A 26,816-nucleotide genomic window follows, 5' to 3' on the forward strand; every position below is an offset into this window, starting at 1 on the left:
AACTCTCGCCACTTTCCCCGACGCGGCGTGCGCGCCGCGTCGGGCCGACTCGGCTATCATGCGCGCCCCGAGGAGAACCGCGATGAATACCCTGCTACTGCACTGCCGCCCGGGCTTCGAAGGTGAAGTCTGTGCCGAGATCAGCGAACACGCCGCGCGCCTGGACGTGGCCGGCTATGCCAAGGGCAAGGCCGGCAGCGCCCATGCCGAGTTCGTCTGCAGCGAGGCCGATGGCGCCGAGCGGCTGATGAAGGGCCTGCGCTTCAATAAGCTGATCTTCCCGCGCCAGTGGGCCCGCGGCAGCTATGTGCAGTTGCCGGAAAGCGATCGCATCAGCGTGCTGCTGCAGGCCCTGGCCGATTACCCGCAGTGCGGCAGCCTGTGGCTGGAAGTGTTCGACAGCAACGACGGCAAGGAACTGTCGAACTTCTGCAAGAAGTTCGAGGCGCCGCTGCGCAAGGCGCTGGCGGCGGCCGGCAAGCTGGTCGACGAGCCGAGCAAGCCGCGCCTGCTGCTGACCTTCAAGAGCGGCCGCGAGGTGTTCCTCGGCATCGCCGAGGCCAACAACCAGGCACCCTGGCCGATGGGCATCCCGCGCCTGAAGTTCCCGCGCGAGGCGCCGAGCCGCTCGACCCTCAAGCTGGAGGAGGCCTGGCACTATTTCATCCCGCGCGAGCAGTGGGATACGCGCCTGTCGGACGAGATGACCGGCGTCGACCTCGGCGCCGCCCCCGGCGGCTGGACCTACCAGCTGGTCAAACGCGGCATGCTGGTCACCGCCATCGACAACGGGCCGATGGCGCAAAGCCTGATGGACACCGGCCTGGTCCAGCACCTGATGGTCGACGGCTTCACCTGGAAGCCCAAGCAGCCGGTGGACTGGATGGTCTGCGACATCGTCGAGAAGCCGGCGCGCAACGCCGCCCTGCTGGAGACCTGGATCGGCGAGGGCCTGTGCCGCGAGGCGGTGGTCAACCTCAAGCTGCCGATGAAACAGCGCTATGCCGAGGTGAGCAAGCTTCTGCAGCGCCTGGAGGACGCCTTCGCCGCACGCAAGATCAAGGTCTCGATTGCCTGCAAGCAGCTCTACCACGACCGCGAGGAAGTCACCTGCCACCTGCGCCGCCTGTAGCCTGGCGGCAGGCCCAGTAGGTCTGTTTATGCCCGCGGGCCTGGTAGTCGCGGGCCAGGCGCTCGGCCTCCTCGCGGCTGAGGCCTGCGCGCAGGACGAATTCATTGCCGTTATCGTCCAGGCGTTTGACGCACCAGTCTTCCGCTTCGCGCATGAAAGTTCCTCTGTCGCCTGGCGGCTGGGCGGACGCCCAGCTTTGCGCGACAATGGCGGCCTGTTTCCGGAGTACCCCATGTCCCTGCAACCCGACGCCATTCTCGACGCCACCGGCCTGAACTGCCCCGAGCCGGTGATGATGCTGCACAACAAGGTGCGCGACCTGCAAGCCGGCGGCCTGCTCAAGGTGATCGCCACCGATCCCTCGACCCGTCGCGACATTCCCAAGTTCTGCATGTTCCTCGATCACCAGCTGGTCGAGCAGAGCGAAGAAGGCGGTACTTACCTGTACTGGATTCGCAAGAAGGCCGAGTAATGCCGTACTACTTCGCCTATGGCTCCAACATGAACCCGGCGCGCATGCAGGCGCGTGGGTTGCGGGTGGAGGAGGCGCTGTCCGGGCATTTGCCGGGCTTTGCCCTGTGCTTCAACAAACGCGCGCATGACCATCCCGGTCGTGCCTACGCCAATATTCGCCACCAGGTCGGCGGCGTGGTCGAAGGCGTGCTGTATCGCCTGGCCGACCAGCACGAGATCTTCAAGCTGGATCACTTCGAAGGCACCCCGGTGTATTACAGCCGCGAGCGCCTGGCGGTGCAGACCGAGCGGGGGCCGATCACCGCCTGGGTCTATATCGCCAACCCGTTCTGGCGCAGCGAGGGTCTGGCGCCCAGCCGCACCTACCTGGAGCACCTGCTGGCCGGCCGGCCCTATCTGTCGGCGGACTACTGGGCGGCGCTGGCCGCCACCGCCGCGCTCGACGACTGAGCGCGGATGCGCCGCCGCGCACTGCGCGCCAGGCGAATGCCGAGCAGCACGGCGGCGCAGGTCAGGCCGACCACCAGGCCCTGCCACAACCCGCGCGGCCCCGACGGCTCGCCGAACCAGTCGGCCAGGCCCAGGCCGTAACCCACCGGCAGACCGATGCCCCAGTAGGCGAACAGGGTGTAGAGCATGGTCGCACGGGTGTCCTGGTAGCCGCGCAGGGCGCCGGCGGCAGTGACCTGGATGGCATCGGAAAACTGGAACAGCGCCGAATAGACGATCAGGCTCGACGCCACCGCGATCACTTCCGGGGCGGCGGTATAGATCTGCGCGATCTCGCTGCGCCACAGCAGCATCAGGCTGGCCGACAGGCAGGCATAGGCCAGGGCGCTGGCCATGCCCACGCCGGCGGCGAAGCGCGCCTCGCGCGGCTGGTCGCGGCCGAGCGACTGGCCGACGCGCACGGTGGCGGCCATGCCCAGGGAGTAGGGGATCATGAACACCAGCGAGCTGAAGTTCAGGGCGATCTGGTGGCCGGCCACCACCGTGGCGCCCAGGCCGCCGATCAGCAGGGCGATCACCGAGAAGATGCTGGCCTCGGCGAACACCGCCACGCCGATCGGCACGCCGATCGACAGCAGGCGCCTGAGCACCGGCCACTGCGGCCAGTCGAAGCGGGCGAACAGCCGGCTGGGGCGGTAGTAGGGCGCCCAGTTCACCCACCAGAGCATGCCCAGCAGCATGCTCCACATGACGATGCCGGTGGCCCAGCCGCAGCCCACGCCGCCGAGGGCCGACAGGCCGAGCTTGCCGTAGATCAGCACGTAGTTCAGCGGGATGTTCAGCAGCAGGCCGCCGATGCCCAGCATCATGCTCGGCCGGGTATGACCCAGGCCGTCGCTGTAGCAGCGCAGCACGTGGTACAGGGCCACGGCGGGGAAGCCGCAGGCCACCCCGCGCAGGTAGCCCATGGCCGGCTCGACCAGGCTGGGGTCGACCTGCATCAGGTGCAGCACCGGCTCGGCATTCCACAGCAGGGCGGCGGCGCCACCGCCCACGGCCAGGGCCAGCCACAGCGCCTGGCGCACCAGCGGGCCGATTTCCTGCTGCTGGCCGCTGCCGAAGCGTTGCGCCACTTTCGGCGTGGTCGCCAGCAGGATGCCGGTCATCAGCAGGAACACCGGCACCCACAGCGAGTTGCCCAGGGCCACGGCGGCCAGGTCGCGCGGGCTGACGCGGCCGGCCATCACGGTGTCGACGAAGCCCATGGCGGTGTGCGCCAGCTGCGCGATGATGATCGGGGTGGCCAGCGCCAGCAGGGCGCGCAGTTCGGCGCGGATGCGGGCGGGACGGGTGAGGGCAGGCATGGGCAGATCCGGCGACAGGGCCGGGAATTCTACTCCGCCGACGCGCCGGCGGCATCAATCTTGTCCGGGTGGACAGCTGTGGTGAGCGGCCTGCGCATAGGGTGCACCGTGCGCACCGTGGCCCCGCCGGTGCGCGGGGCGCACCCTACAGAAGATCGGCGCCCTGGCTCAGGGCGCATCGCTCAGGCGCACGGGAATCCGCCGCTGCCCGAACGAGCCGGCGTAGCGGCCGAAGCGCCCGGCGATGGCGGTGTGGCAGTGCGGGCAGTGCCCGGACTCGCTCACCTGGTAGTCGAGGATGTGGTACCAGTCGCGCACGATCAGCGGCTTGGCGCAGCCCGGGCAGAAGGTGGTGCCGCCGGCGCTATCGTGCACGTTGCCGGTGTAGGCGTAGTGCAGGCCCTGGTCGCGGGCGATCTGCCGCGCCCGGCTGAGGGTCGCCGGCGGCGTCGGCGGGATCTCGCGCAGCTTGAAGTCGGGGTGGAAGGCGGTGAAGTGCAGCGGCACGTCCGGCCCCAGTTCGCGGTAGACCCAGCGGCACAGCGCCTCGATCTCGGCGGTCGAGTCGTTGTGGCCGGGGATCAGCAGGGTGGTGATCTCGGTCCATACGTCGGTTTCGTGGCGCAGGTAGACCAGGGTGTCCAGCACCGGTTGCAGGTGCGCGCCGGTGAGCTTGAAGTAGAAGTCCTCGGTGAAGGCCTTGAGGTCGACGTTCGCCGCATCCATCACCGCATAGAACTCGCGCCGCGCGTCGGCATGGATGTAGCCGGCGGTCACCGCCACCGGGTGGACGCCGTGCGCGCGGCAGGCCAGGGCCGTGTCGATGGCGTATTCGGCGAAGATCACCGGGTCGTTGTAGGTGAAGGCCGCGCTGGCGCAGCCCGCGCTCAGCGCGGCCAGGGCGATCTGCTCGGGGCTGGCCTGGTCCATCAGGCGGTCCATGTCGCGGGACTTGCTGATGTCCCAGTTCTGGCAGAACTTGCAGGCCAGGTTGCAGCCAGCCGTGCCGAAGGACAGCACCGAGGTGCCGGGATGGAAGTGGTTGAGTGGCTTCTTCTCTATAGGGTCGATGCAGAAGCCGGAGGAGCGGCCGTAGGTGGTCAGCACCATCTGCTCGCCTTCGCGCATGCGCACGAAGCAGGCGCCGCGCTGGCCGTCGCGCAGCTTGCAGTCGCGCGGGCAGAGGTCGCACTGGATGCGGCCGTCGGCCAGCGGGTGCCACCAGCGCCCGGGGTAGTAGCTGGACGGCTCACTCATGTCCGGCCTCCCGCCACTTGCTGACGCCGTAGCGCCCCAGGCGGATCTCCGCGTGCCAGAAGTCGGCCGGCAGGCCGGCCTTGCGCTTGAGTTGGGCGAGGAAGTCGGCCGGTTCGGGCAATTGCTCCCAGACCTGAGGCAGGAAGGTGCCGCGGGCCTGGCGGAACTCCAGGAGCAGGCCGTCCTGGCCCGGGCGCAGGCGCTCCAGCAGCTGCTGTTCGCTGGCGACCGCCAGTTCCTCGATGGCCGAGAGCAGCGACACCTCGATGCGCGTGCGGCCCAGTTCGGCGCGCTGCAGCGCGGGGAAACGCCAGTCGCTGCTGGCCGCCGCCACCGCATTGGCGCGCACGTCGTCGAGCAGCGGCCGGTGCGCCTCCAGACTGCCGATGCAGCCACGCAACTGGCCCTGCTGGGTCAGGGTGACGAAGGTGGCGCCCGGCTGGCGCAGCCAGGCGCGCTCGGCATGGCCATGGCGATGGCCGGGGCCGCCCAGATGACGGGAAATCGCATCGCGGGCCAGCTTCAACAGTGTCTCGCCGCGGGCATCTTCGCTCTTGGCCGGCGGCGTGTCGTAGAAGGCGATGGCCGCATAGCCGACGACCCGCGACGGGTCGCCGGCGGTGTCCCCGGAGTTGCGCAGGTCGAGCAGCTCGGCGTGCAGCCCGTGCCGGGTCGCGCAGCTGAGCAGGCCGTTGACCGGCGTGGCGCCGCAGGCCTGGGCATGGTCCAGGCCGGGCCGCGCGGCGAGCATCTGTTGCACCGTGGCGGCGTCGGTTTGCCGGGCCTGGGCATAGGGCAGGTAGTGCGAGAGGTCGGAACTGATCAGGATCAGGGTCTCGGCGCCACCCCACAGGCGTTCCAGCACCTCGGCCACCTCGGCGGTGCTGGCATCGCCGACGGCCAGCGGCAACAGCTGGAAATCGCCCAGCGCCTCCTGCAGGAAGGGCAGTTGCACCTCCAGGGAGTGCTCCAGGGCATGGGCCGCGTCGCTGACGCAGACCTGCGGCAGCCCGCTGATGGCGGCCATGCCGATGGCGTCCAGCGTGACCTGGCCCAGCGGGGTGGCGAAGGCCTGCGTCGAGGGCAGGGCCAGGCCGCGTACCGCCACCCGGTGCGTCGGCCCCAGCAGCACCACCCGGCGGATGCGCCCGGCCAGCGCCGGCAGGCGCGCATAGGCCTGCGCGGCCACCGGGCCGGAATAGGGGTAGCCGGCGTGCGGCACGATCAGCGCCTTGGGCGCTGGCGTGGGGCCGGTCGGCGCGGCGGCGGCCAGCAGGGCCTGGACCTCGCGTTGCAGTTGCTGCGGGGCAGACGGATAGAACAGGCCGGCGACGGCGGCTGGGCGGATCGTGTGCATGGAAAAACCCTCGTCTTCAGGGCTTAGATAGGGACATGGCGCAGAAGTGCAAGGGTGACTGGTTAAAAATTAACCAGCTGCGTGGACGGGACAAGCGCAGCGGCGCTTCCGTAGAATGGCGGCCCGACTGCCGGAGTTCCCCATGCGCATCCTTGCCGACGAAAACATCCCCCTGCTCGACGAGTTCTTCGGCGGGTTTGGCCAGATCAGCCGCCACCCGGGGCGCAGCATCGAGCGCGCGACTGTTGGCGATGCCGAGGTGCTTCTGGTGCGCTCGGTGACCCGCGTCGACCGCGCCTTGCTGCAGGGCAGCCGGGTACGTTTCGTCGGCACCTGCACCATCGGCACCGATCACCTCGACCTCGAGTATCTGCGCGAAGCCGGCATCGCCTGGTCCAGCGCCCCCGGCTGCAACGCCCGCGGCGTGGTGGACTATGTGCTGGGCTGCCTGCTGGCGCTGGCCGAGCAGACCGGCAAGCCGCTGGCCGAGCGCTGCTATGGCGTGGTCGGCGCCGGCCAGGTCGGCGCGCGCCTGGTCAAGGTGCTGCGTGGCCTGGGCTGGGATGTGCGGGTCTGCGACCCACCGCGGCAGGCGGCCGAGGGCGGCGATTTCGTCGACCTGGCCAGCATCCTGCGCGACTGCGACGTGATCAGCCTGCACACCCCGCTGGATGCCGGCACCCGCCACCTGTTCGGTGCAGGCGAGCTGCAGCGGCTGCGCGCCGGCAGCTGGCTGATCAACGCCAGCCGCGGCGCGGTGGTGGACAACCAGGCGCTGCGCGCGCACCTGCACGGCGGCGCGGACCTGCAGGTGGCACTGGATGTGTGGGAAGGCGAGCCGCAGGTCGATCCTGAACTGGCCGCGCTGTGCCGGATCGCCACCCCGCATATCGCCGGCTACAGCCTGGACGGCAAGCTGCGCGGCACCGCGCAGATCTACCAGGCCTACTGCGCCGCCAATGGCCTGGCCGAGCAGGTGCAGTTGGACGATCTGCTGCCGCCGGCCTGGCTCGGCGAGCTGCGCCTGGATGCCGGCGCCGCGCCCGACTGGGCACTGGCCACCCTGTGCCGGGCGGTGTATGACCCGCGTCGCGACGATGCGGACTTCCGCCGTTCGCTGGTCGGCGACGCGGCGCAGCGCAAGGCGGCCTTCGATGCCCTGCGCAAGCACTACCCCTATCGTCGCGAGATCGACGGCTTGCGCGTCGCCGTGCCGGGCGAGGCGCCAGCCCTGCGCCAGCTGGTGGCGGCGCTGGGCGCCAGGTCGATTTGACGGGCAAGAAAAACCCGGGCTTATGGCCCGGGTCGGATGGCCCAGAGGGCAAGAGGGGGAAAGCTTCAGGCCTGTCTGGCGGCGGACCAGTTCTTCTCCAGTTCGCGGCAGGCGCGCTGGATCATGCCTTCGGTGATCGGTACTTCGCGGCCCTGGGCATCGATGACGGCGCCGCCCACGGTCTGTTGCGGTTTCAGCGTGGCGACGCGCTGACGGTTGGAACTGCTGTCTTGCAAACGCATGGCGGGTCTCCTCTTCGGGTCAATGCGCGCAGTCTAGGGCGCCTATGTGAACGCGCGGTGACAGTCCGCTGCGCCAGCAAAACCTCGGGAGCGCGAGGCCTTGTTCATGGCTCCTGGGGCAGTGTCGGGCAACCGCCGCGAGCCGCCCATCCGACTTTATAGGCAGTGATAGCAGGAGCCTGCATGAGCAGCACCTTTCACATCGGCTTGATCATCAACCCCCTGGCCGGCCTGGGTGGGGCCGCCGCGCTCAAGGGCAGCGACGGGGTGGCCGCTGAGGCCCTGGCGCGCGGCGCCGAGCCGCGCGCCGCCGAGCGCACGCGGATTGCCCTGGAATGCCTGCGGCCGGTGGCCGGGCGCCTGCAGTTCCTCAGCTTTCCCGGGGCGATGGGCGCCGATCTGCTCGGCGAGCTGGGCTATGCCCACCGCGTGCTGGGCGATCTGGGCGAGGGCACGACCAGCGCCGCCGATACCCAACGTGCCGTGCAGGCCCTGCAGGACGCCGGCTGTGCGCTGATCCTGTTCGCCGGCGGCGACGGCACCGCCCGCGACATCTGCGCCGCGGTGCGCGAGGACCAGCCGGTGCTGGGCATCCCGGCCGGGGTGAAGATCCATTCCGGGGTCTACGCCATCAGCCCGCGCGCCGCCGGCGAACTGGCCCGGCGCCTGGTCGAAGGCGGCCTGGTGCGCCTGGCCAGCGGCGAGGTGCGCGACCTCGACGAGGCGGCGCTGCGCGACGGCAAGCTCAGCGCGCGCTGGTACGGCGAGCTGACGGTGCCGGTGGAAGGCAGCTTCATGCAGCACGTCAAGCAGGCCGGCATGGAATCCGAGGAGCTGGTGCTGGTCGACCTGGCCGACTGGCTGCAGGAAAGCTGGGAACCTGGCGTGCGCTACGTCTTCGGCCCCGGCTCGACCCTGCACGGCCTGGCGCAGAACCTCGGCCTGCAGACCAGCCTGCTCGGCGTCGACGTGATCGAGAACGGCGTGGTGCTGGCCCGCGACGTGACCGAGGCGCAGCTGTACGAGCTGGTCGCTGAGCATCCGGCGCGCCTGCTGGTCACCGCCATCGGCGGCCAGGGCCATATCATCGGCCGCGGCAACCAGCAGATCAGCCCGCGGGTGCTGCGCGCCATCGGCCTGGAACACCTGCGGGTGATCGCCACCAAGCGCAAGCTCGGTACCCTGGAGGGCCGCCCGTTGCTGGTGGACAGCGGTGAGCCGGCGCTGGACGAGGCCTTCCCCGATGCGGTTCGGGTGTGGGCGGGGTACAAGGAAGAGCTGCTCTATCCCGTGGGGTGGGCAGACCCGGCACGACAGGAGGATTGAATGGGCCAGGGTTGCACATGGATTGAGCACTATCGGGCATTGCAGCGCGCCGTTCTGGTCTGTCTGTGCCTGTGCCTGTGCCTGGCGCTGCCGGCCTGGGCGCAGCCGATCCAGCCGCAACAGCTGGTCAGCGCGGCGCGCCAGCAGGTCGGCGTGACCCTGGGCTACGACCCGGTCTATCGCCGGCTCGACTATCCCGGCGGCGACGTGCCGCTGGCCACCGGGGTGTGCACCGATGTGCTGATCCGCGCCCTGCGCGCCCAGGGCCTGGATCTGCAGCAGGCGGTGCACGAGGATATGCGCGCACATTTCTCCGCCTACCCGCAGAGCTGGGGGCTGAAGCGCCCGGACCGCAATATCGACCACCGCCGGGTGCCCAACCTGATGACTTGGCTGCGCCGCCAGGGCCTGGCCCGGCCTTCCAGCGCTGCGGCTTCGGCCTATCTGGCCGGCGACGTGGTGACCTGGGACCTGGGCAACGGCCTGAGCCATATCGGCATCGTCTCCGACCGCCGCACCGCCCAAGGCGTACCGCTGATCCTGCACAACATCGGCCGCGGCACCCGGGAAGAGGACATCCTGTTCGCCTTCAAGGTGACCGGGCATTACCGCTTTGCCAGCCGCTGATTGGGCTAGCATGCAGGCAACACGGCCAAGGAATGCGCGATGACAGGCAACCGGTTTCCACCCCATATCCAGCCCGCCGAGCGGGTGGTGCTGTTCGACGGCGTCTGCCGGTTGTGCAACGGCTGGGCGAAGTTCCTCATTCGCCATGACCGCGAGCGGCGCTTTCGCCTGTGTTCGGTGCAGTCGGCGGAGGGCCAGGCGATCCTGCAGTGGTTCGGCCTGCCGACCGGGCATTTCGACACCATGGCCTATGTCGAGGGCGCCGAGCTGTTCGTCCGCTCCACGGCACTGCTGCGCATCCTCGCCCAGCTGCCAGCTCCCTGGCGCCTGCTGGCCGGGTTGCGCCTGATCCCGCGAGCGCTGCGCGACTGGGGTTACGACCGCATCGCGCTGAACCGCTACCGCCTGTTCGGGCGCCATGACAGCTGCCTGCTGCCGTCGGCCGACCATGCGCGGCGTTTCCTGCATGATTGAGCCGCGCCTGCAGCAGATCGCCCTGTTGGCCCGTGTGGCGCTAGCGCTGATGTTCGTCTGGCACGGCCTGGTGCCGAAGATCCTCTGGCTCAGCCCCGACGAGGTGGCGATGATCCAGGCCCATGGCTTCCACTCGGTCGCGCCGATCGCGCAGCTGGCCGGGCTGGGCGAGATCGCCCTGGGCCTGTTGCTGGTGCTGCTGCGCCGCCAGCGCTGGCCGTTGCTGCTGGTGGCCGCGGTATTGCTGGGGCTGCTGCTTGATGTGGCGTGGTTCAGCCCCCATCTGTTGTTCCAGGCCTTCAATCCGCTGTCGACCAATCTGGCGGGGCTGGCGCTGTGCCTGCTGGCCTGGTTGGCGGAGAAACCGTTGCCCGGTCCGCTTCAACCCCACTGATTCCGGGCCGCTGGCCTGTCTGCGAGTGCCGCATGCCGTCGATCCTGTCCACCCGTCAGCGTACCGCCCTGCGCATGGCCGCCCGCTTCGTCGCGCCCTACCGCTGGCGGGTGATCAGCGCCTTGCTGGCGCTGATGTTCACCGCCGCCGTCACCCTGTCCATGGGCCAGGGCATCCGCCTGCTGGTCGACCAGGGCCTGGCCACCCAGTCGCAGCAGGCATTGAACCAGTCCATCGGGCTGTTCTTCGCCCTGGTGCTGGCCCTGGCGGTCGGCACCTTCACCCGTTTCTACCTGGTGTCATGGATCGGCGAGCGCTTCGTCGCCGATATCCGCAAGCGGGTGTTCAACCACCTGATCGAGCTGCATCCGGGCTTCTACGAGAGCAACCGCGCCTCGGAAATCCAGTCGCGGCTGACCGCCGACACCACCCTGCTGCAGACCGTGATAGGCTCGTCGCTGTCGATGGCGCTGCGCAACATCATCATGATGCTCGGCGGCATCGTCCTGCTGTTCGTCACCAACCCCAAGCTCAGCGCCATCGTCATAGTCGCCTTGCCGCTGGTGGTGGCGCCGATCCTGATCTTCGGTCGGCGGGTGCGCGCGCTGTCGCGGCAGACCCAGGACCGCGTGGCCGATGTCGGCAGCTATGTCGGCGAGACCCTCGGCCAGATCAAGACCGTGCAGGCCTACAACCACCAGGCCCAGGACAAGACCCGCTTCGGCCAGACGGTGGAGGCGGCGTTCGACACCGCGCGCAAGCGCATCAAGCAGCGCGCCTGGCTGATCACGGTGGTCATCGTCCTGGTGCTCGGCGCGGTCGGGGTGATGCTCTGGGTCGGCGGCATGGACGTGATCGCCGGGAAGATTTCCGGTGGCGACCTGGCCGCCTTCGTGTTCTACAGCCTGATCGTCGGCATGGCCTTCGGTGCGGTCAGCGAGGTGATCGGCGAGCTGCAGAGCGCCGCCGGCGCCGCCGAGCGCATCGCCGAACTGCTGCAGACGGAGAATGCCATCACCGCGCCGAGCGCCGACCTGCAGCACCTGCCGGCCCGCATCAGCGGCGCCCTGGAGCTGCAGGCGCTGCGTTTCGCCTACCCGTCGCGACCGGGGCACTTCGCCGTGGATGGCATCAGCCTCAAGGTGCGCGCCGGCGAGACCCTGGCCCTGGTCGGGCCGTCGGGGGCCGGCAAGTCGACCCTGTTCGACCTGCTGCTGCGCTTCTTCGACCCGCAACAGGGGCGCATCCTGGTCGAGGGCGTGGCCATCGACCGGCTCGATCCGGCCGACCTGCGCCGCTGCTTCGCCCTGGTCTCGCAGAATCCGGCGCTGTTCTACGGCACGGTGGAAGACAACCTGCGCTATGGCAAGCCTGAGGCCAGCCAGGCCGAGGTCGAGGCGGCGGCGCGCGCGGCGCATGCCCATGAGTTTATCCAGCGCCTGCCGCAGGGTTACCAGACCCATCTGGGCGATGCCGGTCTGGGTCTGTCCGGCGGCCAGCGTCAGCGCCTGGCGATTGCCCGCGCGCTGCTGGTGGATGCGCCGATCCTGCTGCTGGACGAGGCCACCAGCGCCCTCGATGCGGAAAGCGAACACCTGATCCAGCAGGCCCTGCCGACCCTGATGCAGGGCCGCACCACCCTGGTGATTGCCCACCGCCTGGCCACGGTGAAGAGTGCCGACCGCATCGCGGTGATCGAACAGGGTAGGCTGGTGGCCATCGGCAGCCATAACGAACTGGTGGCGAGCAACCCGCTGTATGCGCGGCTGGCCGAACTGCAGTTCAATAGCGACAGCAATGACGCGGACTGAACAGGGAGCAGGGCCGGTGGCTGAGAGGGATTTCACGGTGGTGGTGCTGGGCGGCTACGGCAATTTCGGCACGGTGATCGTTCGGCGCCTGCGCGGCATCGCCGGCATCCGCGTGTGGGTGGCCGGGCGCGACCTGGCCAAGGCCGAGGCCCTGGCGGCAGAGACCGGCAGCCAGGCGGTGTGCCTGGACATGAACCAGGCCGATCTGGCCGAGCGTTTGCGCGAGCTGGGCGCGCAGCTGCTGATCTCCACCGCCGGGCCGTTCCAGAGCCAGGACTACCGGGTGGCCCGGGCCTGCATCGCGGCCGGGGCGCACTACGTCGACCTGGCCGATGCGCGTGCGTTCGTCTGCGGCATCAGCGAGCTGGATCAGGCCGCGCAGGCCGCCGGGGTTCTGGTGTGCGGCGGCGCCAGCTCGGTGCCGGCGCTCAGCGCGGCGGTGATCGACCAGCTGCTGCCGCGCTTCAGTCGCCTGGACGGCATCTGGCACGGCATCAGCTCCTCGGAGAAGACGCCGGGCGTATCGACCCTGGCCGCGGTGCTCGACTACTGCGGCAAACCCTTCCCGCAGTGGCGTGATGGCGCGTGGCAGACGGTGTACGGCTGGCAAGACCTGAGTGCCCATGATTTCCCGGCGCCGCTGGGGCGGCGCTGGGTGATCAATTGCGATATTCCCGACCTGCAGCTGTTTCCCACGCGCTATCCGGGCGTGCAGTCGGTGCGCTTCTCCGCCGGTGTCGGGTTGCGCCTGACCCAGTTCGGCACCTGGCTGCTGTCCTGGCTGGTGCGCGCCGGCCTGCTGCGCAGCGCGGTGCCGCTGGCGGCCCGGCTGCGCCGGGGCGCGGTGCTGCTGGAGCCGTTCGGCGACGGCCTGAGCGGCATGTTCGTGCGCCTGCAGGGGCTGGACCCGGACGGGCGGGCGCAGACCCTGTGCTGGGACATCCAGGCGCTGCACAACGACGGGCCGAACATTCCCTGCATGGCCGCGGTCGCCCTGGCGCGCAAGCTGGCGGCCGGCAGCCTGGCGGCACGGGGTGCGCAGCCCTGCGTCGGCCTGTTGTCGCTGGACGAGTACCTGCGCGAGCTGGACGGGCTGGCGGTCAGCAGCGCGGTGCGCGAGCTGCCGGCGCCCTAGGCAGCGCTTGTCGGCCTGGAAGCGGGGTTCAGGCTTCCAGGCGCCGTGACGCTACCTTGGGCTTGATGGTCGCCGCCGCGCCAGCCGAGGCGAGGATGATGGCGCCGATGGCCAGCCACTGGTGCGCGGTCAGGCGCTCGCCGAGGAACAGCAGCCCGGAAAGGGCGGCAATCGCCGGTTCCATGCTCATCAGGGTGCTGAACGTACGCGCCGGCAGGCGGGTCAGGGCGATCATCTCCAGCGAGTAGGGCAGCGCCGACGACAGCACGGCGACGGCCAGCGCCACCGGCAGCAGGTCGAGGGAGAACAGCGCCCCTCCCGCGCTGTACAGGCCCACCGGGGTCACCAGCAGCGCCGCGACCAGGGTACCCAGCGCCACGGTATGTGCGCCGTGTGCGGCGCCGGCCTTCTGCCCGAAGATGATGTACAGCGCCCAGCACAGCCCGGCCGCCAGGGCCAGGGCCATGCCCAGCGGGTCGAGCGGGGCGGCGGACTGCTGGGTCGGCAGCAGCAGCCAGATACCGAATACCGCCATGGCGATCCACACGAAGTCGAGCAGCCGGCGCGAGGAGAGCAGCGCCAGGCCCAGGGGGCCGGTGAACTCCAGGGCCACGGCGATACCCAGCGGAATGGTCTTGATCGACATGTAGAACAGCAGGTTCATGCCGCCCAGGGCCAGGCCGTAGCCCAGCAGCGAGCGGCAGGAGGCCAGGCTCAGGCGCGCCCGCCAGGGGCGCATGATCAGGGTCAGGATGATGGCGCCGAAGCACAGTCGCAGCGCGGTGGTGCCTTCGGCGCCGACCAGCGGGAACAGGCTCTTGGCCAGGGAGGCGCCGCCCTGGATGGAGGTCATCGCCACCAGCAGCAGGGCGACGGGCAGGATGATCTGGCTGAACGGATGGGCGCGAGGCATGACGGGTTCCGCAGGGTCGGGAATAGACAGAGGCTTAAATGAAAAAACCGGCCACCAGGGCCGGTTTCTCTGCCGCCGCGGCGCTTAGCGATATTCGCAGAGGTAGGCGGTGTCGACGGCGACCTTGAGCTGGAACTTGCTGTTGCCCGGCACGGTGAACTGGCTGCCGGCGGCGAAAGTTTCCCAGTTGTCGCTGCCCGGCAGCTTGACGGTCAGGGCGCCGGCGACCACGTGCATGATCTCCAGCTGGCTGGTGCCGAATTCGTATTCGCCGGGAGCCATGACGCCGACAGTGGCCGGGCCTTCGCTCATGGCGAAGCCGATGGATTTGACGGTGCCGTCGAAGTACTCGTTGACCTTGAACATGCGGGGTTCCTCGAAGGGGGTGAAAAAAGGCCCGCCAGTATGCCGAAGGTGGGCGAGGGCGTCATCCGCTTTGCGGGCCCTGGCAGCGCCTAAGGCTGTTGGCGCCAGGCCGGGTGCAAGCGTGGCTGTGTCCAGGCTCGCCGTGTCGAGTCCTCTGCAGCGTGCCGGGTGCGCGGTCTAGTGGGCGAAGATCAGCGGCAGCAGGCGCGCGGTGTTGCGCGCGTCTTCCAGGGCGCGGTGCTGCTGGCCCTGGAAGCTCAGGCCGGCCAGCTGCAGCGCGGTGTGCAGGCCGACCGCGCGCTTGAGCTGGCGGGCTTCGGCAAAGCGCTGCTTGAGGTTGACGTGGCCGAGCCGCTCCAGGCTGCTCTGCAGGCCGTGGCGCTGCCATTCCAGCACGAACTGGCGGCGGTCGTAGTCGCCCCAGCTACCCCAGCCGGCCAGCTTGTCCCGGTAGGGGGCCAGCCAGCGTTCGAACTGCGGCCAGATCGCCGCGAGCGGCGCGGCGCTGTCGACCTGGGCCTGGCTGATATGCGTCAGTTCGCGGCAGAAACTGGTCAGGCAGGGGCGGCGCAGCGGACGGACGAAACGCTGGAAGTGGTCCAGCTCGCGGCCGTCGGCGGCGACCAGGGTGGCGCCGATTTCGATGATTTCCATGTCTTCCACTGGCCAGCCACCCTCTTCGGTGGTGGCTTCCAGATCGATTACCAACCAATGCGGCATAGGCCCTCCGTTGCGTCCGGCCAGTATGGGAGTTCCCCGCCGTTTGGGCAAAGCCGAGCGCCTGGGACGGGCATCCGTACAGTTTTTCCGTCTCGCTGTGCTGGCCGAGCCCCCCGGGTGGCAGGCTATGCTTGAGCCCATTCAGTGTGGAGGTGAAGCATGGCAAAGGTGGCGTTTATCGGGCTGGGCGTGATGGGCTTCCCCATGGCCGGGCATCTGGCGCGGGCAGGGCATGAGGTCTGCGTGTACAACCGCTCGCCGGCCAAGGCCGAGCTGTGGCTTACCGAGTTCGCCGGCCAGTCGGCGCCGACCCCGCGCGAGGCGGCGCAGGGGGCCGAGTTGGTAATGAGCTGCGTGGGCAACGACGATGACCTGCGCAGCGTGCTGCTCGGGGCCGATGGCGCCTTCGCCGGCATGGCGCCGGGCAGCGTGCTGGTCGACCACACCACGGCTTCGGCCAATGTCGCCCGCGAACTGGCGGTGCTGGCGGCCGAGCGTGAGCTGGGCTTTCTCGATGCGCCGGTCTCCGGCGGCCAGGCCGGCGCGCAGAACGGCGCGCTGACGGTGATGGTCGGCGGTGAGGCGGTGTTCTACGAGCGTGCGGCGCCGGTGATCGACAGCTACGCCAAGATGGTCAAGCTGATGGGGCCGGTCGGCAGCGGCCAGCTGACCAAGATGGTCAACCAGATCTGCATCGGTGGCCTGGTCCAGGGGCTGGCCGAAGCCCTGCACTTCGCCCAGTGCGCCGGCCTCGACGGGCATGCGGCGATGGAGGTGATCAGCAAGGGCGCAGCGCAATCCTGGCAGCTGGAAAACCGCCACCAGAGCATGCTGGCGGGCAAGTTCGACTTCGGTTTCGCCGTCGACTGGATGCGCAAGGACCTGTCGATCCTGCTGGACGAGGCGCGGCGCAATGGCGCGCAACTGCCGGTGACCGCCCTGGTCGACCAGTTCTACGCCGATGTCCAGGCCCTGGGCGGCGGGCGCTGGGACACCTCCAGCCTGTTGGCGCGGCTCAAGCAGGCGCCGAGAAGCTGATCGGGAACGGAAGATGAAGTCCGCCGCGCCGAGCAGGCACAGGCCGGCCCGCAGCGGGTCGAGTTTCCATCGGCGGGCAAGCCTGATCAGCCGATAGCGCTGCCGCTGGCGGCGCGATGTCTGCTGTGTTTTTCGGGCGCCGGGGATAAAATTGACCCACTGTCGTATTGATCCGTCCGCTGTGGGTTTATTGCCATGAAATGCCGTGCTGGCTGCGGTGCCTGCTGTATCGCCCCCTCCATCAGTTCGCCGATTCCCGGTATGCCGCAGGGCAAGGCGGCGGGCGAGCGCTGTATCCATCTGACGCTCGACCACCTGTGCGCGATCTTCGCCCGGCCGGATCGGCCGGCGGTGTGTGCCGCCTTTGCCGCCGACCCGGCGGTGTGCGGCGCCAGTCGCGAAGAGGCCATTCGCCTGCTCGGCTGGTGGGAGCAGGCCACCGCCTCGTGATTTTTCGCCGGTCGGCGCCCTTGCCGGCCAGCTCGTCTGTACTAAGGAGCACTGATGCTTGGATTAACCCGTGTGGCTGCGCTGTGCGGCCTGGCTGTGCTGGCGCTGGCTGGTGTGGCGCAGGCCGAGGACTGGCAGCTGGCCAAGGAGGCGGACGGTATCCGCATCTACCTGAGCGCGGTCGAGGGCTCCCGGTACAAGGCCTATCGCGGGGTGACCACCATCAAGAGCGATGTCGCCACCTTGCGCGGCCTGCAGGAGGATGTTCAGGGTTCCTGCCCGTGGATCCATGCCTGTGCCGAGCAGAGCCTGCTCAAGCACCAGGGCCGGGAGAGCTGGGTCTATACCCGATTCGACATGCCGTGGCCGGTAACCGCGCGTGACTCGATCCTGCATGTGGTCACGGAAGAGGGCGCCGATGGCAGCCTGACGCGCAAGCTCGAAGGCCTGCCGCAGTACCTGCCGGTGGCCAAGGACCATGTGCGGGTGGACAGCCTGCAGGGCTTCTGGCGTTTCGTGCCGAAGGGTGTCGGCGAGGTCGAGGTGACCTATCAGGTGCATACCGAGCCCGGCGGCAGCGTGCCTTCCTGGCTGGCCAACAGTTTCGTGGTGGATGCGCCGTTCAATACCCTGAATGGCCTGCGCAGCCTGGCGGAAAAGCGCTGAGTCAATCAATCCGGAAATAAAAAAGGCTGCCCGAGGGCAGCCTTTTTTTCGCGCGCAACTGTTACTTGCGTTCGTCCAGGGCGACGAAGTCGCGCTGCGGGTAGCCGGTGTACAGCTGGCGCGGGCGGCCGATCTTGTACGGGCTGGAGAGCATTTCCTTCCAGTGCGAGATCCAGCCGACGGTACGCGCCAGGGCGAAGATCACGGTGAACATGCTGGTCGGAATGCCGATGGCTTTGAGGATGATCCCCGAGTAGAAGTCGACGTTCGGGTACAGGTTGCGTTCCTTGAAGTACGGATCGGTCAGGGCGATCTCTTCCAGGCGCATGGCCAGTTCCAGTTGCGGGTCGTTCTTGATGCCCAGCTCAGCCAGCACTTCGTCGCAGGTCTTCTTCATCACGGTGGCGCGCGGGTCACGGTTCTTGTACACGCGGTGACCGAAGCCCATCAGCTTGAACGGATCGTTCTTGTCCTTGGCCTTGGCGATGAACTTGTCGATGTTCTCGACGCTGCCGATCTCGTCCAGCATGCTCAGCACGGCTTCGTTGGCGCCGCCGTGGGCCGGGCCCCAGAGAGCGGCGATACCGGCGGCGATGCAGGCGAACGGGTTGGCACCCGAGGAGCCGGCCAGGCGCACGGTGGAAGTGGAGGCGTTCTGCTCATGGTCGGCGTGCAGGACGAAGATGCGGTCCATTGCTTTGGCCAGCACCGGGCTGATCGGTTTGATCTCGCACGGGGTGTTGAACATCATGTGCAGGAAGTTTTCCGCGTAGTTCAGGTCGTTACGCGGGTACATCATCGGCTGGCCCATGGAGTACTTGTAGGCCATGGCGGCGATGGTCGGCATCTTGGCGACCAGGCGCATGGCCGAGACTTCACGGTGGTGCTGGTCGTTGATGTCCAGGGAGTCGTGGTAGAAGGCGGAGAGGGCGCCGACTACGCCACACATGATGGCCATCGGGTGGGCATCGCGGCGGAAGCCGTTGAGGAAGCTCTTCAGCTGCTCGTGCACCATGGTGTGGTTCTTGATGGTGCTGACGAACTTGGCCTTTTCCTCTGCGGTCGGCAGTTCGCCGTTCAGCAGCAGGTAGCAGGTTTCCAGGTAGTCGGACTTCTCGGCCAGCTGCTCGATGGGGTAGCCGCGGTGCAGCAGAATGCCGGCGTCGCCGTCGATGTAGGTGATCTTCGACTCGCAAGAGGCGGTCGACATAAAGCCAGGATCAAATGTGAAGCGACCCGTGGCGGTTAAGCCCCGTACGTCAACTACATCGGGACCAACGGTGCCGGTCAGAACGGGCAGCTCTACGGGGGCATTGCCCTCGATGATCAACTGCGCTTTTTTGTCAGCCATGTGCGGCCTCCTGTTTATGCTTGAAATCATCAGACAGCCCCCCACGCAGGGCCCGCAACACTATAGAGACATAAATTCGAATGTCAATTTGGCCTAAGCCAGATGGCAGACGGCTTCCAGCCGTGTTTCGAGTGCTCGGAAGTGCTGCTAATACGTCATTTATTAAGGCTGCGCAATCCGCTTTTAGCGAGGGTCTTTACGTTGTCATTAGTTACCTAACTGTCTATACTCTGCGACCGGCCGTCAGGGGCTTTAGGGCCTGCGTTTTGGCGGCTGGCACTCCCTTGGTGAGGGGTACCTGACCAGTGCACTTCCCGACAACTTGCCCTGTTTGTTAGGGGCCTCTAGTGTGAAAAAAGCCGTGAATAGCCAACGACCTGTAAACCTAGATCTCAGGACCATCAAACTCCCGATCACCGCTTATACGTCCATTCTGCACCGCATTTCCGGTGTCATCCTCTTCGTCGGTCTTGCCGTGCTGCTGTATGCACTCGACAAGTCGCTGGCCTCCGAGGAAGGCTTTGCAGAAGTCAAGGCGTGTCTGACCAGTCCGCTGGCCAAGCTGATTGTCTGGGGTTTGCTGTCCGCTCTGCTGTATCACCTGGTGGCCGGTGTACGCCATCTGATCATGGACATGGGTGTCGGCGAGTCGCTGGAAGGCGGCAAGCTGGGCTCCAAAATCGTCATCGTCGTCTCCGTGGTGGTGATCCTGCTGGCAGGGGTGTGGATATGGTAACCAACGTAACGAACTTCTCCCGTTCGGGCCTCTATGACTGGATGGCTCAGCGTGTGTCCGCGGTCGTGCTCGCGGCTTACTTCCTGTTTCTGATCGGCTTCCTCGTGGTGAATCCGGGCCTTGGCTATGCCGAATGGCACGGCCTGTTTGCCCATACTGCGATGCGCATCTTCAGCTTGCTGGCCCTGGTGGCCCTCGGCGTGCACGCCTGGGTCGGCATGTGGACCATTTCCACCGACTACCTGACGCCGATGGCGCTGGGCCGGTGGGCGACTGTCGTGCGTTTCCTCTTCCAGGCGTTCTGCGGCATTGCCATGTTCGCGTTCTTCGTCTGGGGCGTGCAGATTCTCTGGGGTGTCTGATCAATGGCTATTCGTACTCTTTCTTATGACGCCATCATCGTTGGTGGTGGCGGCGCCGGCATGCGTGCCGCACTGCAGTTGGCCCAAGGCGGCCACAAGACTGCCGTAGTAACCAAGGTCTTCCCGACCCGTTCGCACACCGTTTCCGCCCAGGGCGGCATCACCTGTGCCATCGCGTCCAACGACCCGAACGACGATTGGCGCTGGCACATGTACGACACCGTCAAGGGCTCCGACTACATCGGTGACCAGGACGCGATCGAATACATGTGTTCCGTCGGCCCGGAGGCCGTGTTCGAACTCGAGCACATGGGCCTGCCGTTCTCCCGTACCGAACAGGGCCGCATCTATCAGCGTCCGTTCGGTGGCCAGTCCAAGGACTTCGGCAAGGGTGGCCAGGCTGCCCGTACCTGCGCCGCCGCCGACCGTACCGGTCACGCGCTGCTGCACACCCTGTACCAAGCCAACCTGAAAGCCGGCACCTCGTTCCTCAACGAGTGGTACGCCGTGGATCTGGTGAAGAACCAGGACGGCGCCGTAGTCGGCATCATCGCCATCTGCATCGAGACTGGCGAAACCGTCTACATCCGCTCCAAGGCCGTGGTTCTGGCCACCGGCGGTGCCGGTCGCATCTACTCGTCGACCACCAACGCCCTGATCAACACCGGTGACGGCGTGGGCATGGCCCTGCGTGCCGGGGTGCCGGTGCAGGACATCGAGATGTGGCAGTTCCACCCGACCGGTATTGCCGGTGCCGGCGTGCTGGTGACCGAAGGTTGCCGTGGCGAAGGTGGCTACCTGATCAACAAGCACGGCGAGCGCTTCATGGAGCGCTATGCGCCCAACGCCAAAGACCTGGCCGGCCGCGACGTAGTCGCCCGCTCCATGGTCAAGGAAGTCATCGCCGGCAACGGCTGTGGCCCGGATGGTGACCACGTGCTGCTGAAGCTCGACCACCTCGGCGAAGACGTGCTGCACAGCCGTCTGCCCGGCATCTGCGAACTGTCGAAGACCTTCGCCCATGTCGACCCGGTGGTTGCTCCGGTACCTGTGATTCCGACCTGCCACTACATGATGGGTGGCGTGGCCACCAACATCCATGGCCAGGCCATGACCCAGGATGCCAGCGGCAATGACGTGATCATCGAAGGCCTGTTCGCCGTGGGCGAAGTGGCTTGTGTATCGGTACACGGCGCCAACCGTCTGGGCGGCAACTCGCTGCTCGACCTGGTGGTATTCGGCCGTGCGGCTGGTCTGCACCTGGAAAAAGCCCTGAAAGAAGGCATCGAAGTTCGCGGCGCCAGCGAGACCGACATCGAGCAGTCGCTCAAGCGTCTGTCCGGCGTCAACGAGCGCAGCAGCGGCGAAGACGTGGCTCCGCTGCGTAAGGAACTGCAAGCCTGCATGCAGAACTACTTCGGTGTGTTCCGTACCGGCGAATACATGAAGAAGGGCATTGCCCAACTGGCCGACCTGCGTGAGCGCATCGCGACCGTCAAGATCGCGGACAAGAGCCAGGCATTCAACACTGCGCGTATCGAAGCACTGGAACTGCAAAACCTTCTCGAAGTGGCCGAGGCTACTGCGATCGCTGCGGACACTCGTACCGAGTCCCGTGGCGCGCATGCCCGCGAAGACTTCGAAGATCGCGATGACACCAACTGGCTGTGCCACTCCCTGTACTTCCCAGGCGAGAAGCGTGTGGCCAAGCGGGCTGTCAACTTCGCGCCGAAGACTGTTCCGGCGTTTGAACCCAAGATCCGTACTTACTAAGGGTGGCCGATATGTCGTTAGCCAAAACTTTGCAAGTCAGCGTTTACCGCTACAACCCGGAGAAAGACGCCGCACCGTTCATGCAGGAATTCACCGTCGAAATCGACGGTAAAGACCTGATGGTGCTGGACGTGCTGGCCCTGATCAAGGAGCAGGACGAAGGCTTCTCCTACCGTCGCTCGTGCCGCGAAGGCGTGTGCGGTTCCGACGGCATGAACATCAGCGGCAAGAACGGCCTGGCCTGCATCACCCCGATCTCCACCGTGGTGAAGAACAACAAGCTGGTGATCCGTCCGCTGCCGGGTCTTCCGGTCATTCGTGACCTGGTCGTCGATATGAGCATCTTCTACAAGCAATACGAGAAGGTGCAGCCTTTCCTGCAGAACGACACGCCTGCCCCGGCGATCGAGCGTCTGCAGTCGCCGGAAGAGCGCGAGAAACTGGACGGTCTGTACGAGTGCATCCTGTGCGCGTGCTGCTCCACCAGCTGCCCGTCCTTCTGGTGGAACCCGGACAAGTTCCTCGGTCCCGCTGCACTGCTGCAGGCCTACCGTTTCCTGGCCGACAGCCGTGATACCAAGACCGCAGAGCGTCTGGCCTCGCTGGACGATCCGTTCAGCGTGTTCCGTTGCCGCGGCATCATGAACTGCGTGAACGTTTGCCCGAAAGGTCTCAACCCGACCAAGGCAATCGGCCACGTACGCAACATGCTGCTGCAAAGCGGTACCTGATTCAGTTTTACCCGTGACACCTGCGGCGCCGGGGTAACTCCGGTGCCGCAGTAAACCAGAACCGCCAGCTCACAAAGCCACGGTTCTTACTTGAAAAGAAATTGACGACCAGCAGGGGCATCCGGGCTGGTGCCCGGACTATCTGCGGGATCCGTAGTGGCTTACCCGTCGCTGCTTCAGGACTTCAAGTCACAATTACGGCCTCCACGCCGGTGGTGTCCCCTTACCGAGGGTGACCAAGCATGCAAGAAAGCGTGATGCAGCGCATGTGGGACAGTGCCCACCTATCCGGTGGTAACGCTGCCTATGTGGAAGAGCTCTATGAGCTCTACCTGCACGATCCCAACGCTGTGCCAGAAGAGTGGCGCACCTATTTCCAGAAATTGCCGACTGACGGCAATGCCGCCACCGACGTTTCGCACTCGACAGTCCGCGATCATTTCGTGCTGCTGGCCAAGAACCAGCGTCGCGCCCAACCGGTGTCCGCCGGTAGCGTGAGCAGCGAGCACGAGAAGAAGCAGGTTGAAGTCCTGCGTCTGATTCAGGCATACCGCATGCGTGGCCATCAGGCTGCGACGCTCGACCCGCTGGGTCTGTGGAAGCGTCCGGCTCCGGCTGACCTGGCGATCAACCACTATGGTCTGACCAACTCCGACCTCGATACCACTTTCCGCACCGGTGAGCTTTACATCGGCAAGGAAGAGGCGACTCTACGGGAAATCTTTGAGGCGCTGCAGCAGACATATTGCCGCACCATTGGCGCCGAGTTCACCCATATCGTCGATTCCGAGCAGCGCAAGTGGTTCCAGCAGCGCCTGGAAAGCGTGCGCGGCCGTCCGGCATTCTCCGTGGAAGTGCAGGGTCACCTGCTTGAGCGCCTGACCGCTGCCGAAGGCCTGGAAAAATACCTGGGCACCAAGTACCCGGGCACCAAGCGTTTCGGCCTGGAAGGCGGCGAGAGCCTGATTCCGCTGCTGGACGAGATCATTCAGCGCTCCGGCTCCTACGGCACCAAGGAAATCGTCATCGGCATGGCCCACCGCGGCCGTCTCAACGTGCTGGTCAACACCTTCGGCAAGAACCCGCGCGACCTGTTCGACGAGTTCGAAGGCAAGAAGGTCGATGGCCTGTCCTCCGGTGACGTGAAGTACCACCAGGGTTTCTCCTCCAACGTCATGACCCCGGGCGGCGAAGTCCACCTGGCGCTGGCGTTCAACCCTTCGCACCTGGAGATCGTCTCCCCGGTGGTCGAGGGTTCGGTGCGTGCCCGCCAGGATCGCCGCAGCGACCCGAACGGCGACAGCGTACTGCCGATTTCCATCCACGGTGACGCGGCATTCGCCGGTCAGGGCGTGGTCATGGAAACCTTCCAGATGTCGCAGACCCGCGGCTACAAGACTGGCGGCACCATCCACCTGGTGATCAACAACCAGGTCGGCTTCACCACCAGCCGTCCGGAAGACTCGCGCTCCACCGAGTACTGCACCGATGTGGCGAAGATGATCCAGGCGCCGATCTTCCATGTGAATGGCGATGATCCGGAAGCCGTGCTGTTCGTCACCCAGCTGGCCGTCGACTACCGCATGCAGTTCAAGCGTGACGTGGTCATCGACCTGGTCTGCTACCGTCGTCGCGGCCACAACGAGGCCGACGAGCCGAGTGGCACCCAGCCGCTGATGTACCAGCAGATCGCCAAGCAGCGCACCACCCGTGAGCTGTATGCCGACAGCCTGATCCAGGCCGCGCGTCTGGATGCCGAGCGGGTGCAGGCCAAGATCGACGAGTACCGCAATGCTTTGGACAACGGCCAGCACGTGGTCAAGAGCCTGGTCAAGGAACCGAACAAGGAACTGTTCGTCGATTGGCGTCCGTACCTGGGTCATGCCTGGACCGCTCGTCACGACACCCGTTGCGAGCTGAAGACCCTGCAGGATCTGGCCGGCAAGCTGCTGCACCTGCCGGAAGGCCTGGTCCTGCAACGCCAGGTGGCCAAGGTGCTGGAAGACCGGGTCAAGATGACCGCCGGTGCCATGCCGATCAACTGGGGCTACGCCGAGAACCTGGCCTACGCCACCTTGCTGCATGAAGGTCACCCGGTGCGCATCACCGGTCAGGACGTCGGCCGCGGCACCTTCTCGCACCGCCACGCGGCGCTGCACAACCAGAAGGACGCGACCACCTACCTGCCGCTGCAGAACCTGTTCGAAGGTCAGCCGCGCTTCCAGCTGTACGACTCCTTCCTCTCGGAAGAAGCGGTGCTGGCCTTCGAATACGGCTACTCGACCACCGTGCCCAACGCGCTGGTGATCTGGGAAGCCCAGTTCGGCGACTTCGCCAACGGTGCCCAGGTGGTATTCGACCAGTTCATCTCCAGTGGCGAGCACAAGTGGGGCCGTCTGTGCGGTCTGACCATGCTGCTGCCGCACGGTTATGAAGGGCAGGGCCCGGAGCACAGCTCCGCGCGTCTGGAGCGTTACCTGCAACTGTGCGCCGAGCACAACATGCAGGTGGCGGTGCCGACCACCCCGGCGCAGATCTACCATCTGCTGCGTCGCCAGGTGATCCGTCCGCTGCGCAAGCCATTGGTCGTATTGACGCCCAAGTCCCTGTTGCGGCATCCATTGGCGATCTCGACCCTGGAAGAGCTGGCCGACGGTTCGTTCCAGACCGTGATCCCCGAGGTCGATCCGATCGATCCGAAGAAAGTCGAACGCCTGATCCTGTGCAGCGGCAAGGTCTACTACGACCTGCTGGCCAAGCGGCGTGCCGAAGGTCGCGAAGACATCGCCATCGTGCGCATCGAGCAGCTCTATCCGTTCCCGGAAGAGGACCTGACCGAAGCCCTGGCGCCGTACAAGTACCTCAAGCACATCGTCTGGTGTCAGGAAGAGCCGATGAACCAGGGCGCCTGGTATTGCAGCCAGCACCACATGCGTCGCGTCGCATCCGCGCACAAGAAGGCCCTGTTCCTCGAGTACGCCGGTCGCGACGCTTCCGCAGCCCCGGCTTGTGGCTACGCTTCGATGCACGCCGAGCAGCAGGAAAAACTGCTGCAGGACGCTTTTAACGTTTAACGCCGTCGCGTACGAGGGGCTGCACGGGCAGCCCCTCATCGATGAAACCGAATTAAGGAAACACACAGAATGGCTATCGAGATCAAAGCCCCAACCTTCCCGGAGTCGGTTGCCGACGGCACCGTTGCCACCTGGCACAAGAAGCCGGGCGACGCCGTCAAGCGTGATGAGCTGATCGTCGACATCGAAACCGACAAGGTGGTGATGGAAGTCCTCGCCGAAGCCGACGGCGTGCTCGCCGAAATCGTCAAGAACGAAGGCGACACCGTGCTGTCCGGCGAACTGCTGGGCACGCTGGGTGCCGCTGGCGCCGCCGTTGCAGCCGCTCCGGCTGCTGCCCCGGTTGCCGCCGCCGCCGCTGCCGCCGCTCCGGCCGCCGCCGAGGATTACGCGATCCTGTCGCCAGCCGCACGCAAGATCGCCGAAGAAGGTGGTATCGATCCGAACAGCATCGCCGGCACCGGCAAGGGCGGTCGCGTGACCAAGGAAGACGCCGTGGCTGCCGTCGCCGCCAAGAAAGCCGCCCCGGCAGTTGCTGCCAAGCCGGCCGCTCCGGCTGGCGATGCGCCGGTGTTCGCCGTTGGCGACCGCGTCGAGAAGCGCGTGCCGATGACCCGCCTGCGTGCCAAGGTCGCCGAGCGCCTAGTCGAGGCCCAGTCCACCATGGCCATGCTGACCACCTTCAACGAAGTGGACATGCACGAAGTCATGGCCCTGCGTTCGAAGTACAAGGACCTGTTCGAGAAGACCCACAACGGCGTGCGCCTGGGCTTCATGTCGTTCTTCGTCAAGGCTGCCGTCGAGGCGCTGAAGCGCTTCCCGGCGGTCAACGCCTCGATCGACGGCAACGACATCGTCTACCACGGCTACCAGGACATCGGCGTGGCCGTATCCAGCGACCGTGGCCTGGTGGTACCGGTCCTGCGCAACGCCGAGCTGATGAGCCTGGCCGAAGTCGAGAACGGCATCGCCACCTTCGGTAAGAAGGCGCGCGACGGCAAGCTGTCGATCGAAGAGATGACCGGCGGCACCTTCACCATCACCAACGGTGGTACCTTCGGTTCGATGATGTCGACCCCGATCGTCAACCCGCCGCAAGCCGCCATCCTCGGCATGCACAACATCATTCAGCGTCCGGTGGCGATCAACGGTCAGGTGGTCATCCGCCCGATGATGTACCTGGCACTGTCCTACGATCACCGTCTGATCGACGGCAAGGAAGCGGTCAGCTTCCTGGTGACCATCAAGAACCTGCTGGAAGACCCGGCTCGTCTGCTGCTGGACATCTGATCCCTGCGCACGCGGCGGTCCTCACAAGGG

The 26,816-nt window shown here is 66.6% G+C and carries 28 protein-coding genes; 19 read left to right on the forward strand and 9 right to left on the reverse strand.

What is annotated here, in order from left to right; translation table 11 throughout:
• The first annotated feature begins 82 nt into the window (after window positions 1-82).
• Window positions 83-1,132, forward strand: a complete 1,050-nt coding sequence (rlmM, locus tag F3I62_RS11280) for a 23S rRNA (cytidine(2498)-2'-O)-methyltransferase RlmM (RefSeq protein WP_160489728.1) — start codon at window positions 83-85, stop codon at window positions 1,130-1,132.
• On the opposite strand, the gene F3I62_RS11285 is transcribed toward rlmM, so the two are convergent.
• The gene (locus F3I62_RS11285) at window positions 1,107-1,286 is read right to left on the reverse strand and encodes a hypothetical protein (RefSeq protein WP_160489729.1); all 180 of its coding nucleotides are present in this window, start codon (window positions 1,284-1,286) and stop codon (window positions 1,107-1,109) included. The genes rlmM and F3I62_RS11285 overlap by 26 nt on opposite strands.
• Window positions 1,287-1,364: 78 nt before the next feature.
• Here F3I62_RS11285 and tusA point away from each other — a divergent pair, with 78 nt between their 5' ends.
• Window positions 1,365-1,604 (forward strand): sulfurtransferase TusA, encoded by a 240-nt coding sequence (gene tusA / locus F3I62_RS11290; protein WP_160489730.1) that lies wholly within the window; start codon window positions 1,365-1,367, stop codon window positions 1,602-1,604.
• Window positions 1,604-2,056: a gamma-glutamylcyclotransferase family protein gene (locus F3I62_RS11295; protein WP_160489731.1), complete on the forward strand. Its 453-nt coding sequence runs from the start codon at window positions 1,604-1,606 to the stop codon at window positions 2,054-2,056. Before tusA ends, F3I62_RS11295 begins: the two co-directional genes overlap by 1 nt.
• On the opposite strand, the gene F3I62_RS11300 is transcribed toward F3I62_RS11295, so the two are convergent.
• The 3 genes from F3I62_RS11300 to amrB all read right to left on the reverse strand — a co-directional run bounded on the left by F3I62_RS11300 (window position 2,014) and on the right by amrB (window position 6,034).
• The gene (locus tag F3I62_RS11300; RefSeq protein ID WP_160489732.1) at window positions 2,014-3,420 is read right to left on the reverse strand and encodes an MATE family efflux transporter; all 1,407 of its coding nucleotides are present in this window, start codon (window positions 3,418-3,420) and stop codon (window positions 2,014-2,016) included. The two genes, F3I62_RS11295 and F3I62_RS11300, sit on opposite strands and share 43 nt — an antisense overlap.
• A 168-nt stretch (window positions 3,421-3,588) precedes the next feature.
• The gene (gene amrS / locus F3I62_RS11305; protein WP_160489733.1) at window positions 3,589-4,677 is read right to left on the reverse strand and encodes an AmmeMemoRadiSam system radical SAM enzyme; all 1,089 of its coding nucleotides are present in this window, start codon (window positions 4,675-4,677) and stop codon (window positions 3,589-3,591) included.
• Window positions 4,670-6,034, reverse strand: a complete 1,365-nt coding sequence (amrB, locus tag F3I62_RS11310) for an AmmeMemoRadiSam system protein B (protein ID WP_160489734.1) — start codon at window positions 6,032-6,034, stop codon at window positions 4,670-4,672. The genes amrS and amrB overlap by 8 nt, the downstream gene beginning before the upstream one ends.
• 142 nt (window positions 6,035-6,176) lie before the next feature.
• On the opposite strand from amrB, the gene pdxB reads away from it, so the two are divergent.
• Window positions 6,177-7,307: a 4-phosphoerythronate dehydrogenase PdxB gene (gene pdxB, locus F3I62_RS11315; protein ID WP_160489735.1), complete on the forward strand. Its 1,131-nt coding sequence runs from the start codon at window positions 6,177-6,179 to the stop codon at window positions 7,305-7,307.
• 65 nt (window positions 7,308-7,372) lie between these two features.
• Here pdxB and F3I62_RS20160 read toward each other — a convergent pair whose 3' ends face one another.
• A complete protein-coding gene (locus tag F3I62_RS20160) occupies window positions 7,373-7,549 on the reverse strand; it encodes a PA1571 family protein (RefSeq protein WP_178122510.1) in 177 nt (58 codons plus the stop codon).
• A 183-nt stretch (window positions 7,550-7,732) separates the two neighbouring features.
• Here F3I62_RS20160 and F3I62_RS11320 point away from each other — a divergent pair, with 183 nt between their 5' ends.
• Genes F3I62_RS11320 through F3I62_RS11345 form a run of 6 tightly spaced genes read left to right on the forward strand, consistent with a single transcriptional unit; the run spans window position 7,733 to window position 13,316 of the window.
• Complete coding sequence (locus F3I62_RS11320; protein ID WP_160489736.1) at window positions 7,733-8,875, forward strand: ATP-NAD kinase family protein; 1,143 nt, start codon at window positions 7,733-7,735, stop codon at window positions 8,873-8,875.
• A complete protein-coding gene (locus F3I62_RS11325) occupies window positions 8,876-9,502 on the forward strand; it encodes a DUF1287 domain-containing protein (RefSeq protein WP_160489737.1) in 627 nt (208 codons plus the stop codon).
• 39 nt (window positions 9,503-9,541) lie between these two features.
• A complete protein-coding gene (locus F3I62_RS11330) occupies window positions 9,542-9,976 on the forward strand; it encodes a thiol-disulfide oxidoreductase DCC family protein (protein WP_160489738.1) in 435 nt (144 codons plus the stop codon).
• Window positions 9,969-10,370 carry a DoxX-like family protein gene (locus F3I62_RS11335; RefSeq protein WP_160489739.1) on the forward strand — a complete coding sequence of 134 codons (402 nt, stop codon included), beginning with the start codon at window positions 9,969-9,971 and terminating at the stop codon, window positions 10,368-10,370. The genes F3I62_RS11330 and F3I62_RS11335 overlap by 8 nt, the downstream gene beginning before the upstream one ends.
• Window positions 10,371-10,402: 32 nt before the next feature.
• Complete coding sequence (locus F3I62_RS11340) at window positions 10,403-12,181, forward strand: ABC transporter transmembrane domain-containing protein (protein ID WP_160489740.1); 1,779 nt, start codon at window positions 10,403-10,405, stop codon at window positions 12,179-12,181.
• 16 nt (window positions 12,182-12,197) lie between these two features.
• The gene (locus tag F3I62_RS11345) at window positions 12,198-13,316 is read left to right on the forward strand and encodes a saccharopine dehydrogenase family protein (protein WP_372240117.1); all 1,119 of its coding nucleotides are present in this window, start codon (window positions 12,198-12,200) and stop codon (window positions 13,314-13,316) included.
• A gap of 28 nt (window positions 13,317-13,344) precedes the next feature.
• Here F3I62_RS11345 and rhtA read toward each other — a convergent pair whose 3' ends face one another.
• The 3 genes from rhtA to F3I62_RS11360 all read right to left on the reverse strand — a co-directional run bounded on the left by rhtA (window position 13,345) and on the right by F3I62_RS11360 (window position 15,315).
• Entirely contained in the window at window positions 13,345-14,229 is an 885-nt protein-coding gene (gene rhtA / locus F3I62_RS11350; RefSeq protein ID WP_160489742.1) for a threonine/homoserine exporter RhtA, read from the reverse strand.
• 84 nt (window positions 14,230-14,313) lie between these two features.
• Complete coding sequence (locus tag F3I62_RS11355; protein ID WP_160081084.1) at window positions 14,314-14,595, reverse strand: pyrimidine/purine nucleoside phosphorylase; 282 nt, start codon at window positions 14,593-14,595, stop codon at window positions 14,314-14,316.
• Window positions 14,596-14,772: 177 nt separating this feature from the next.
• Entirely contained in the window at window positions 14,773-15,315 is a 543-nt protein-coding gene (locus F3I62_RS11360; RefSeq protein ID WP_160489743.1) for an exonuclease domain-containing protein, read from the reverse strand.
• 159 nt (window positions 15,316-15,474) lie between these two features.
• Here F3I62_RS11360 and F3I62_RS11365 point away from each other — a divergent pair, with 159 nt between their 5' ends.
• From F3I62_RS11365 to F3I62_RS11375, 3 genes are all read left to right on the forward strand, one after another.
• On the forward strand, window positions 15,475-16,353 hold the full coding sequence (locus F3I62_RS11365) for an NAD(P)-dependent oxidoreductase (RefSeq protein ID WP_160489744.1): 879 nt from the start codon (window positions 15,475-15,477) through the stop codon (window positions 16,351-16,353).
• A gap of 195 nt (window positions 16,354-16,548) precedes the next feature.
• Window positions 16,549-16,803: a YkgJ family cysteine cluster protein gene (locus F3I62_RS11370; RefSeq protein ID WP_160489745.1), complete on the forward strand. Its 255-nt coding sequence runs from the start codon at window positions 16,549-16,551 to the stop codon at window positions 16,801-16,803.
• A gap of 54 nt (window positions 16,804-16,857) precedes the next feature.
• Window positions 16,858-17,469: an START domain-containing protein gene (locus F3I62_RS11375; RefSeq protein ID WP_160489746.1), complete on the forward strand. Its 612-nt coding sequence runs from the start codon at window positions 16,858-16,860 to the stop codon at window positions 17,467-17,469.
• Between the two features lie 61 nt (window positions 17,470-17,530).
• On the opposite strand, the gene gltA is transcribed toward F3I62_RS11375, so the two are convergent.
• Window positions 17,531-18,820 carry a citrate synthase gene (gene gltA / locus F3I62_RS11380; protein ID WP_160081072.1) on the reverse strand — a complete coding sequence of 430 codons (1,290 nt, stop codon included), beginning with the start codon at window positions 18,818-18,820 and terminating at the stop codon, window positions 17,531-17,533.
• Window positions 18,821-19,169: 349 nt separating this feature from the next.
• Between gltA and sdhC the strand changes: the two genes are divergently transcribed.
• The 6 genes from sdhC to odhB all read left to right on the forward strand — a co-directional run bounded on the left by sdhC (window position 19,170) and on the right by odhB (window position 26,786).
• On the forward strand, window positions 19,170-19,556 hold the full coding sequence (gene sdhC, locus F3I62_RS11385) for a succinate dehydrogenase, cytochrome b556 subunit (protein WP_178091828.1): 387 nt from the start codon (window positions 19,170-19,172) through the stop codon (window positions 19,554-19,556).
• Window positions 19,550-19,918, forward strand: a complete 369-nt coding sequence (gene sdhD, locus F3I62_RS11390; RefSeq protein ID WP_160489747.1) for a succinate dehydrogenase, hydrophobic membrane anchor protein — start codon at window positions 19,550-19,552, stop codon at window positions 19,916-19,918. The genes sdhC and sdhD overlap by 7 nt, the downstream gene beginning before the upstream one ends.
• Before the next feature lie 3 nt (window positions 19,919-19,921).
• A complete protein-coding gene (sdhA, locus tag F3I62_RS11395; protein ID WP_160489748.1) occupies window positions 19,922-21,691 on the forward strand; it encodes a succinate dehydrogenase flavoprotein subunit in 1,770 nt (589 codons plus the stop codon).
• 11 nt (window positions 21,692-21,702) lie between these two features.
• Complete coding sequence (locus F3I62_RS11400; RefSeq protein WP_160489749.1) at window positions 21,703-22,422, forward strand: succinate dehydrogenase iron-sulfur subunit; 720 nt, start codon at window positions 21,703-21,705, stop codon at window positions 22,420-22,422.
• Between the two features lie 242 nt (window positions 22,423-22,664).
• Window positions 22,665-25,496, forward strand: coding sequence for a 2-oxoglutarate dehydrogenase E1 component (locus F3I62_RS11405; RefSeq protein WP_160489750.1), 2,832 nt, complete (start codon window positions 22,665-22,667; stop codon window positions 25,494-25,496).
• A 69-nt stretch (window positions 25,497-25,565) separates the two neighbouring features.
• A complete protein-coding gene (gene odhB, locus F3I62_RS11410) occupies window positions 25,566-26,786 on the forward strand; it encodes a 2-oxoglutarate dehydrogenase complex dihydrolipoyllysine-residue succinyltransferase (protein WP_160489751.1) in 1,221 nt (406 codons plus the stop codon).
• The last annotated feature ends 30 nt before the right edge of the window (window positions 26,787-26,816 follow it).

Origin of the sequence: Pseudomonas sp. R-28-1W-6 (genome assembly GCF_009799925.1) — a bacterium.
Classification (GTDB): Bacteria; Pseudomonadota; Gammaproteobacteria; order Pseudomonadales; family Pseudomonadaceae; genus Aquipseudomonas.

Excerpts from the sequence above, each read along its gene's own strand:
- F3I62_RS11340 (WP_160489740.1), top strand. The coding sequence starts at position 10,403 with ATGCCGTCGATCCTGTCCACCCGTCAGCGTACCGCCCTGCGCATGGCC.
- F3I62_RS11320 (WP_160489736.1), top strand. The coding sequence starts at position 7,733 with ATGAGCAGCACCTTTCACATCGGCTTGATCATCAACCCCCTGGCCGGC.
- F3I62_RS11335 (WP_160489739.1), top strand. The coding sequence starts at position 9,969 with ATGATTGAGCCGCGCCTGCAGCAGATCGCCCTGTTGGCCCGTGTGGCG.
- amrS (WP_160489733.1), bottom strand. The coding sequence starts at position 4,677 with ATGAGTGAGCCGTCCAGCTACTACCCCGGGCGCTGGTGGCACCCGCTG.
- F3I62_RS11400 (WP_160489749.1), top strand. The coding sequence starts at position 21,703 with ATGTCGTTAGCCAAAACTTTGCAAGTCAGCGTTTACCGCTACAACCCG.
- rhtA (WP_160489742.1), bottom strand. The coding sequence starts at position 14,229 with ATGCCTCGCGCCCATCCGTTCAGCCAGATCATCCTGCCCGTCGCCCTG.
- F3I62_RS11365 (WP_160489744.1), top strand. The coding sequence starts at position 15,475 with ATGGCAAAGGTGGCGTTTATCGGGCTGGGCGTGATGGGCTTCCCCATG.
- F3I62_RS11360 (WP_160489743.1), bottom strand. The coding sequence starts at position 15,315 with ATGCCGCATTGGTTGGTAATCGATCTGGAAGCCACCACCGAAGAGGGT.
- F3I62_RS11285 (WP_160489729.1), bottom strand. The coding sequence starts at position 1,286 with ATGCGCGAAGCGGAAGACTGGTGCGTCAAACGCCTGGACGATAACGGC.
- amrB (WP_160489734.1), bottom strand. The coding sequence starts at position 6,034 with ATGCACACGATCCGCCCAGCCGCCGTCGCCGGCCTGTTCTATCCGTCT.
- rlmM (WP_160489728.1), top strand. The coding sequence starts at position 83 with ATGAATACCCTGCTACTGCACTGCCGCCCGGGCTTCGAAGGTGAAGTC.
- F3I62_RS11405 (WP_160489750.1), top strand. The coding sequence starts at position 22,665 with ATGCAAGAAAGCGTGATGCAGCGCATGTGGGACAGTGCCCACCTATCC.
- F3I62_RS11300 (WP_160489732.1), bottom strand. The coding sequence starts at position 3,420 with ATGCCTGCCCTCACCCGTCCCGCCCGCATCCGCGCCGAACTGCGCGCC.
- F3I62_RS20160 (WP_178122510.1), bottom strand. The coding sequence starts at position 7,549 with ATGCGTTTGCAAGACAGCAGTTCCAACCGTCAGCGCGTCGCCACGCTG.
- sdhA (WP_160489748.1), top strand. The coding sequence starts at position 19,922 with ATGGCTATTCGTACTCTTTCTTATGACGCCATCATCGTTGGTGGTGGC.
- odhB (WP_160489751.1), top strand. The coding sequence starts at position 25,566 with ATGGCTATCGAGATCAAAGCCCCAACCTTCCCGGAGTCGGTTGCCGAC.
- F3I62_RS11355 (WP_160081084.1), bottom strand. The coding sequence starts at position 14,595 with ATGTTCAAGGTCAACGAGTACTTCGACGGCACCGTCAAATCCATCGGC.
- gltA (WP_160081072.1), bottom strand. The coding sequence starts at position 18,820 with ATGGCTGACAAAAAAGCGCAGTTGATCATCGAGGGCAATGCCCCCGTA.
- pdxB (WP_160489735.1), top strand. The coding sequence starts at position 6,177 with ATGCGCATCCTTGCCGACGAAAACATCCCCCTGCTCGACGAGTTCTTC.
- F3I62_RS11325 (WP_160489737.1), top strand. The coding sequence starts at position 8,876 with ATGGGCCAGGGTTGCACATGGATTGAGCACTATCGGGCATTGCAGCGC.
- F3I62_RS11375 (WP_160489746.1), top strand. The coding sequence starts at position 16,858 with ATGCTTGGATTAACCCGTGTGGCTGCGCTGTGCGGCCTGGCTGTGCTG.
- sdhD (WP_160489747.1), top strand. The coding sequence starts at position 19,550 with ATGGTAACCAACGTAACGAACTTCTCCCGTTCGGGCCTCTATGACTGG.
- F3I62_RS11295 (WP_160489731.1), top strand. The coding sequence starts at position 1,604 with ATGCCGTACTACTTCGCCTATGGCTCCAACATGAACCCGGCGCGCATG.
- tusA (WP_160489730.1), top strand. The coding sequence starts at position 1,365 with ATGTCCCTGCAACCCGACGCCATTCTCGACGCCACCGGCCTGAACTGC.
- F3I62_RS11330 (WP_160489738.1), top strand. The coding sequence starts at position 9,542 with ATGACAGGCAACCGGTTTCCACCCCATATCCAGCCCGCCGAGCGGGTG.
- F3I62_RS11370 (WP_160489745.1), top strand. The coding sequence starts at position 16,549 with ATGAAATGCCGTGCTGGCTGCGGTGCCTGCTGTATCGCCCCCTCCATC.